Consider the following 7,656-nt stretch of genomic DNA (forward strand, 5'->3'; position numbering starts at 1 on the left):
TTTCCAATTATTTTATAATTTTTTTATTGGAACTTATAGAAGTATTGATTTTAGTGACTTTATATGCAGATAAATTTTTCATATTTAATAATACTCCTTGCGTAGGAGGTGTTTGACCCGGCGCTGTACTATTTTTTGTACATTTAGCCGATCAACAGGAAGATGGATTTTTCTGCAACTACCGACGCCACAATCTGGGAAGCACTTCAACAGGGCAGTCAACAGGCCTTTGCTACAATTTATGACCGTTACTTTGAGCGGTTATATGAGTATGGCATGCGGTTACATCCTGATGATGACCTGGTAAAAGATGCGATACAGGAACTTTTCATAAAATTATGGACCAATAAGGATACATTGAGCACCCCTGTAAACCCGCGTCCCTACCTGCTGGTAGCGCTCCGCAGCACTATTTACAACCGGTTACGTCCACATAAGAACCGGGTAGTGATCTCCCTGGATCAGCAGCACCACGACTTCCTCGCCCACTTTTCTCCTGAATCGGCCTATATAAAGAAGGAGCAATTACAGGCGCAACACCAGCAGCTGCTGAATGCTCTCAACCAGTTAAATGCAAGGCAAAAGGAGATACTGTATCTCCGCTTTTTTGAAGAACTGGATTACGAGAGTATTGCCACCATCATGAACATCTCTGTAAAAGGCGCCTATAAGCTCTCTGCGCGTGCGCTTCAGAATATGAGAGACATCCTCCAGGTATCTTCCGCAGTGCTTATTACGCTGCTTACCAATTTGCATTTGGAGATGATGAAATAGTAAATTATCCGCGCTCCAGTAGGATTTATGCTTCACCGTATTATTTTTACAGGCTAAAATTGAATTGGTATGAGAAGCATATGGCTGACAGTTTTTTGCTGCCTGCTTGCAGGCGCCCTGGCTGCACAGGTTCCATTGAAGGTAATGACTTTCAATATACGGTATAATAATCCGGACGATAGCGCTAATGCGTGGCCGCAGCGGAAAGATAAAGCGGCCTCCGAAATCCTGTTCCTGGGCGCCCATACACTGGGTGTACAGGAAGCGCTGTATGACCAGATGCAGGATCTTCAGCAAAGGTTGCCGCAATATAAAACGATTGGTGTGGGGAGGGATGATGGAAAAACAAAAGGAGAGTTCTCCGCTATATTTTACGATACCACCCGTTTGCAATTGTTAAACAGCGAAACTTTCTGGCTGTCGGAAACGCCTGCCGTAGCGGGTCATATCGGATGGGACGGCGCCTGCGCCCGTATTGTTACCTGGGGAAAATTTAAGGATAAAAAAACAAACAAGTTATTTTATCATTTTAATACCCACTTTGATCATATGGGGAAAATTGCGCGCAGGGAAAGCGCGAAGTTATTGCTGCAACGGGTACATGATATTGCTGGAAAAGATGCCGCCATTATTACCGGCGACTTCAACGCTGTTCCGTCAGATGAACCCATCCAGATTGTTATGAATCCAAATGATCCGCTGCATTTAACCGATAGTAAGGCCATCAGCAAAACGGCGCACTTTGGTCCTGCCGGTACTTTCAACGGATGGAATATCGCAGAAATGGATAACCAGCCCATTGATTATATCTTTCTGAAAGGGAAGATGGATGTTTTAAAACATGCCAGCATTTCTGAAACGTGGGAAGGAAGATATGCTTCCGATCATTTTGCGGTGTATTCGGAGATCAATATCAGGTAGTAAAAATAAACAACGGATCTGGGGAGATACTAACAGTGTATCTCCTACAGATCCGTTACGTTGAACGTCGTTGCTACTTAGTCGTGGGTATGTTCCACTGACATGCTGTTTTCCAGTGCATTCACCACCTTGTTATGGAGGTTGCCGTTAATGTCTATGCTGATCTTTAACTTGCCATCAGCAAAGGAGCCGGTGAAGTCGCCGATCTGCAGTTTGGTGAGGATGAGGTCCATAGAAATTTTGAGGGAACCTTTCCAATCAATTTTGGTGTCGGTTACCACTACATCTTTTCCATGTGCCTGCAGTTCAATCTTGCCGGAGAGCAGGATTTCAACGGGAATTTTCTTGCTTTCCCAGGTAATAAAACCTTTCAGTCTTACTGCCGGATCTTTCTTATCCCCTTCTACTCTCGCATACACTTTTACCTGCTGGTAAGTTCCTTTGGGAATTTTAATGGCGCCAATTACAGCAGGTACTTGCTTAAGGTCAATTTGCCTGTCTGTTTTTAATTTGAATTCCACTTCATCTTTACCACGTCTGGCATCGAAGCGGATTTCTCTTAAACGGGCGGTTGCTGTGTCCCAGGTGATGTCGAAACCACCAGACGCTGCTTTTGCCATGGCTGCATCACCTGTGATAGCAGATAAGCGTCCTGAAGCATCAGGAGATAACGTGGCAGTTGGATTGATGGCTGAGATTTCGTAGTTCACGCTGGCAGCGTCCGCGTCGTCGATTGGTTGATTAGTATCTGGTCCTGCCATGTCCGTATTGGAGCAGGAGGATAGCAAGATACTGGCAATGCCTATGGCACCGCAGAAATGTAGGATTCCGGTTTTCATTATCGATATGGTTTTAAATGACTAATTGGGGAAATTCGTGGAGTAAATTTAACAAAGAATTTGGAGAAAAAAATAGGTTCACTGTTAATTTAAAAAGAATGATCCGGCTGAGCTTCGCTTCAACCGGATCAATATATGAGGTTACTTCTTCAGCGATGCCTTCTCAATTCGTGTAGGCGTGTCCGTACCATTCACAATAGTGCCGGCACTGATGGCAATTGCCTTAATAATATCTGTGATATTTTTAATATCCAGTGTCGATAATTCATCTCTTACTGTATGATAGAAATGGTCTTTATCTATTTGCGTGGTGGAAATGGTATGCGCCGGAACCCCTTGCCTGGCAAGGGTGGCATTGTCTGACCGGTAAAACAGGTTCTGCTCCGGATACGGGTCCGGATGGAAAGTAAAGCTGGATCCTTTCAGGTTGCGCTGGAGGATAGGGCCAAAGCTGGATCTTTCATACCCGGTGATGAAGGCGCTGTTCTTACCGAATTTGGATTCCTTACCAATCATCTCGATATTAAACATCGCTACTACTTTATCGGGATCCTGGTGTTCTGAAAAATAACGGGACCCATGCCCGCCGGATTCTTCTGCTGTAAAGGCTACAAAAATTACGGAGCGTTTGGGAGGGTGTTTCTTAAAATACTTCGACAGCATGATCACTGCTGTGGTGCCGGAGGCGTCATCATCTGCACCGTTGGCGATGCTGTCGCCTGCTTCTGAAGGCAATATTCCCAGGTGATCGTAGTGACCGGAGAAGATCACGAACTCATCCGGTTTGGTACTTCCTTTAATCATACCAGCTACGTTGGCAAAGTGCTGGCTGGTCACTTCACGGCGAAGATGAATGCTCCAGGAGGCGGTATCTGCTACCGGCTCTTTTCCAAATACCAATATAATTTGCTTTTCAGCAGGTGATACTGCTTCCAGTTCACTTTTTGTATCATAGCTCCGTTCTGAAAACGAGGCGGCGATATTGCTGATGTAACCGGCCATATCAGCGCCTACCCAAACGAGGGTATTCTTTTGCACGGCTGCAGGGTCACGCAATATTTTCATGAGTTCAGCCGGATCATTGGCATAAGCGACATTGTAGCTGCTGTCTTTTTCCCAATCGAAGCTGCGACCGGAGCCTACAGCAACAACGGGCCAGTCTTTCTGCTCCCCGCTAACGGTAAGGGATACACTGGAATTTTTTAAACTGAACTTGCTGAATTCCTGCAGAAAGCTTTTTTCGCCGGGCAGCGGCTGAATGCCTGCTTTCTCAAACTCGCTGCTGATAAACTGTGCAGCCTTTTCAATACCAGGCGTGCCGGGGTAACGTCCTTGCATGTCGTCCGCAGCCAGGGTACCGATAACACGTGCTACTTCTTTTTCTTTAATATCCTGGGCGTAGCCGGTAGCAGCAAGACTGCCGGCAGCCAATAATAATAACAGTGATTTCTTCATATAAGCGGTTAATCCTTTTTGTTGTTGTCTATTTTGATGGTTGACGGTTGTTCTTTTTCCTGTGTGAAATAGGCGTTGCTATATGTCTGCAGGATAGCAGCATAATCTGCTCCGAACTGCAAGTCTAGCATTTTCCCATCAGGCGAAACTAACACTTTGGTAGGATAACCTTTTATTTTGTAAGATTTTTCGATCTTATCATCGGCATGGGCGGCCGGGAAAACGTATTTATTGGCGGTTATAAAGTTGCGTGATGTTTCCATCGGCTCCTGGCAGGAAATGGCCAGTACAGCGTTTCCCGGGTACTTCCCGGCATTTATATCCTGGGCCAGTGAATTAAGGTGAGGCAGATCTTTCCGGCAGGGTGAGCACCAGGTACCCCAGAAGTCGAGTAACAACCATTTTCCGCGGTAATCTGCGAGGCGGATGTTCTCATTGTTCATTCCTTTCAGTGTGAAATCGGGTGCATCCTCCCATTCTTTCAATAATACATCGCGGAAGTAAGCATTGAAAGATTTGCCGGGGAAGTGTGCATTGAAGAAGGCCCGTGTACTATCCAGCATATCCGGCTGGGCGGCAAGTTGCCGCGACAGTACTTTCATCGCTTCTTCGGGCTTGCCGAGTGCGTCCAGTTCTTTGGCAAAACGGGCGCTGTAATTTTCCTCTGAGTGGAGGAAAACGCGGTCGTAAAAGCTCTCATAAGCTTTGTCTGCATTGCTTCTCGGAGCAGTGCCAGCCGCCAGGGCCAGGTAGTTCATCGCCGCTTTTTTATCCGTTGCTTTTGTATGTTCGTATTTAAGGTAATAAGCATGTGAAAGGATGTTTTTATTTGCTACTTTCTTGCTTTGCAATTCCGGGTGGGCTGTCCAGAAGGCGGTGTCGGCCTGGTTACTTTTAAGATCGTTCAATGCCTTGTCCAGCAAAGCATCCGCGGCAGCCGGCATATTGGCTCTGCGAAGGATGTCCTGTACCAGCAATTCATAACGGGCGGCTTTACCCAGCGTCATTTCTGCCGGGCTTATTTGCCCGAAACCTGCTGCAATACTTTTTAATATAGCCGTATCCGTTGTATGCATGGCTTTATTCCATAACGACATTGGTCTTACAGATACCTGTAAAATACTGTCGTTCTCTGCCAGCATCCTGGTCAACAGCAACTGGGCGCCGGCAGGCGCTTTCCTGCTTTCTTCAAATATTTCTGCAATGCGTGCTTCACTGGCGCCTCTGCTGCGAAACTCTTTACGTGCTTCTATAGTATCAAAGTCATGCTGTGGTAAATATTGTGCGAAGGACTGATCCAGCCAGGAGTCGAGTGACCTTCCGTCGGCCGAAAGGAGTTTCAGCAATACCATTGCACTATCCGGGTTTTCATAATAAGTATGCTGTAATTTATTAAACAGGTGGGAGGATGATCCGGCCAGTGCTGCTGAAGGAACTTCTTTCAGTGCATTCTGGTATTGTTCATACATGTATTCCGAACCGCTGCCATAGATACTCAGCTTTGCCAGTTTAAAGGCCAGGCGGTTACCATATTTGGGCACACTCACTGCCAGAAACTGTGCAATTTTTGCAGAATCAGGTTCTCCGTTTACTTCCAGCCAGTTACTCATTCTGCTCATACGCATCAGCGTATTGAACCAGGCCGTGTCGGCCGGTAGTGCTTTAGCGGTAGCGGGTGATACGGTGACTTCCCGCGCTGATAAAGCGGCACCGTTTGACTGCACCTGCCGGCTCAGCGACTTAAAGGTTTGTACATTCCCCTTATTACGGATCAGGCTATACGAAATTTCACCGGCTACCTTTACACTATCTGTCTTATTTTCTTCCGGCGTGCCGGTTACTTCCACCAGTTCTTTATCGCCACCGGTAACCCTGAAATTCCAGGGGCTTTCCTTCCATTCGTTATTTGCTGTAAGTGTCTTGGGCGCAGCCGGGAAAAAGCACTTCAATTCAAAGTTCAGGTAATTCCAGTTATTCGTCATAGCGGCCAGTGCATCGCCGGTCAGGGCCAGGGAGGCGCTGGCTTCACTGGCAATGGCTGCAATATTCACAGGAGCGCTGATACTATCATTGGGATATATTTTAAACTCCACCGGCCGGTGCAACAGCAGCATGAGACTCATCATTTGCCAATCCTGCAGATAGGTATCGGGATCTGCTGAATTAAATCGGGCTTCGGGCCTCCGTGCAGCCGCACTTTCCAGCTCGTAAACAAGGTTGGCGCTACCATCGGGGTTTATTTTGGTGATGGTGATCCGCATTGTTTTGTTTATCTCCATCTGGTAGCCACCCTGAAGACTATCCTTTAATATTAACTGGTACCGCCAGGAATCATTCTTTTTAAACTTTAACTGGGCTATGGTGGCAAGGGGGCTGCAAGCAACGGTCAGGTAAACAAGGAGCAACAGGAACTTACGCATATAACGGGGTGATTTTAATCTATTAAAGTAAACATATAAAAACGAACAAACAATAGCTGCCTGCTACCTTTGAATATTTGTGTATTTTTGGCATATACAATTATGTCCAATCAGCCTTTAAGACCAGAAGATAATAAGCTCAGTGCCGCTGAGAAAGAGTTCGAGAACAGTATACGTCCGCGGGAGATCGTTGAATTTTCCGGCCAGGACCAAATTATCGAGAACCTGAAGATATTCATTAAAGCGGCAAAAATGCGTGGGGAAGCGCTTGACCACGTGTTGTTCCATGGCCCTCCGGGGCTTGGCAAAACCACGCTGTCGCGTATTGTAGCGAATGAACTGGGTGTAAATATCCGCGAAACTTCCGGGCCGGTGATTGAAAAGCCCGGCGACCTTGCCGGCCTGCTTACCAACCTGGAAGATAAAGACGTGTTGTTTATTGATGAAATTCACCGGTTAAGCACAGTGGTGGAGGAATACCTGTATTCTGCCATGGAAGATTACCGTATTGATATTATGATTGATACGGGTCCGAGTGCGCGGGCCATACAGATTAACCTGCAGCCGTTTACGCTGATAGGCGCCACTACCCGGTCGGGGTTGCTTACTGCCCCGCTGCTGTCGCGGTTTGGGATTAAGTCGAGGCTGGAATACTACAATGCCGCCACACTGCATAAGATCATCTGGCGGGCAGCCGGTTTGCTGAATACGAAGATCACTTCTGATGCCGCCACCGAAATAGCGCGCCGGTCGCGCGGAACGCCCCGTATTGCCAATGGGTTGCTGCGCCGCGTACGCGACTTTGCCCAGGTAATAGGCAACGGGGTTATTGATATGGAAATAGCGCTTTTAAGCCTGAAAGCGTTGAATGTAGATGAATATGGGTTGGATGAGATGGACAACCGTATTCTCAATACGATCATCGAAAACTTCAAGGGAGGGCCGGTTGGCATCACCACTATTGCCACCGCCGTAGGAGAAGAAGCAGGCACCCTGGAGGAAGTATACGAGCCGTTCCTGATCCAGGAAGGTTTTATTAAACGTACCCCGCGGGGCAGGGAAGTAACGGAGAAAGCTTATATCCACCTGGGGAAAACTCCCTTCAGGGGTGGGTCCAATATGTTGTTTTAATGCCGCGGGTTTTGTCTTGGCTCAGGATTACGCTGATTTTACTGATTACCTGGATTTTTACTTTTGGATTTTATAAAGGATTAAGGGAGATAGAAGCGGATATCCGCTCTTATCTC

At 46.9% G+C, this 7,656-nt stretch carries 6 protein-coding genes; 3 read left to right on the forward strand and 3 right to left on the reverse strand.

What is annotated here, in order from left to right; translation table 11 throughout:
• The first annotated feature begins 162 nt into the window (after window positions 1-162).
• A complete protein-coding gene (locus AB6805_RS31425) occupies window positions 163-774 on the forward strand; it encodes an RNA polymerase sigma factor (protein WP_370913392.1) in 612 nt (203 codons plus the stop codon).
• Window positions 775-843: 69 nt separating this feature from the next.
• A complete protein-coding gene (locus AB6805_RS31430) occupies window positions 844-1,695 on the forward strand; it encodes an endonuclease/exonuclease/phosphatase family protein (protein ID WP_370913393.1) in 852 nt (283 codons plus the stop codon).
• A gap of 77 nt (window positions 1,696-1,772) precedes the next feature.
• Here the strand turns inward: AB6805_RS31430 and AB6805_RS31435 are convergent, their stop codons facing one another.
• The 3 genes from AB6805_RS31435 to AB6805_RS31445 form a co-directional block, all read right to left on the reverse strand.
• Window positions 1,773-2,534 (reverse strand): hypothetical protein, encoded by a 762-nt coding sequence (locus tag AB6805_RS31435; protein WP_370913394.1) that lies wholly within the window; start codon window positions 2,532-2,534, stop codon window positions 1,773-1,775.
• 141 nt (window positions 2,535-2,675) lie between these two features.
• Window positions 2,676-3,989, reverse strand: coding sequence for a M20/M25/M40 family metallo-hydrolase (locus AB6805_RS31440; protein ID WP_370913395.1), 1,314 nt, complete (start codon window positions 3,987-3,989; stop codon window positions 2,676-2,678).
• An 8-nt stretch (window positions 3,990-3,997) separates the two neighbouring features.
• On the reverse strand, window positions 3,998-6,409 hold the full coding sequence (locus tag AB6805_RS31445; RefSeq protein WP_370913396.1) for a TlpA family protein disulfide reductase: 2,412 nt from the start codon (window positions 6,407-6,409) through the stop codon (window positions 3,998-4,000).
• A gap of 102 nt (window positions 6,410-6,511) precedes the next feature.
• Here AB6805_RS31445 and ruvB point away from each other — a divergent pair, with 102 nt between their 5' ends.
• On the forward strand, window positions 6,512-7,540 hold the full coding sequence (ruvB, locus tag AB6805_RS31450) for a Holliday junction branch migration DNA helicase RuvB (protein ID WP_370913397.1): 1,029 nt from the start codon (window positions 6,512-6,514) through the stop codon (window positions 7,538-7,540).
• Window positions 7,541-7,656 lie beyond the last annotated feature (116 nt).

Origin of the sequence: Chitinophaga sp. RCC_12, from assembly GCF_041360695.1 — a bacterium.
Taxonomy (GTDB): Bacteria; Bacteroidota; Bacteroidia; order Chitinophagales; family Chitinophagaceae; genus Chitinophaga.

What these genes read in the sequence shown, in the direction of transcription:
- AB6805_RS31435 (WP_370913394.1), bottom strand. Translation starts at nt 2,534, where the DNA reads ATGAAAACCGGAATCCTACATTTCTGCGGTGCCATAGGCATTGCCAGT.
- AB6805_RS31430 (WP_370913393.1), top strand. Translation starts at nt 844, where the DNA reads ATGAGAAGCATATGGCTGACAGTTTTTTGCTGCCTGCTTGCAGGCGCC.
- AB6805_RS31440 (WP_370913395.1), bottom strand. Translation starts at nt 3,989, where the DNA reads ATGAAGAAATCACTGTTATTATTATTGGCTGCCGGCAGTCTTGCTGCT.
- AB6805_RS31425 (WP_370913392.1), top strand. Translation starts at nt 163, where the DNA reads ATGGATTTTTCTGCAACTACCGACGCCACAATCTGGGAAGCACTTCAA.
- AB6805_RS31445 (WP_370913396.1), bottom strand. Translation starts at nt 6,409, where the DNA reads ATGCGTAAGTTCCTGTTGCTCCTTGTTTACCTGACCGTTGCTTGCAGC.
- ruvB (WP_370913397.1), top strand. Translation starts at nt 6,512, where the DNA reads ATGTCCAATCAGCCTTTAAGACCAGAAGATAATAAGCTCAGTGCCGCT.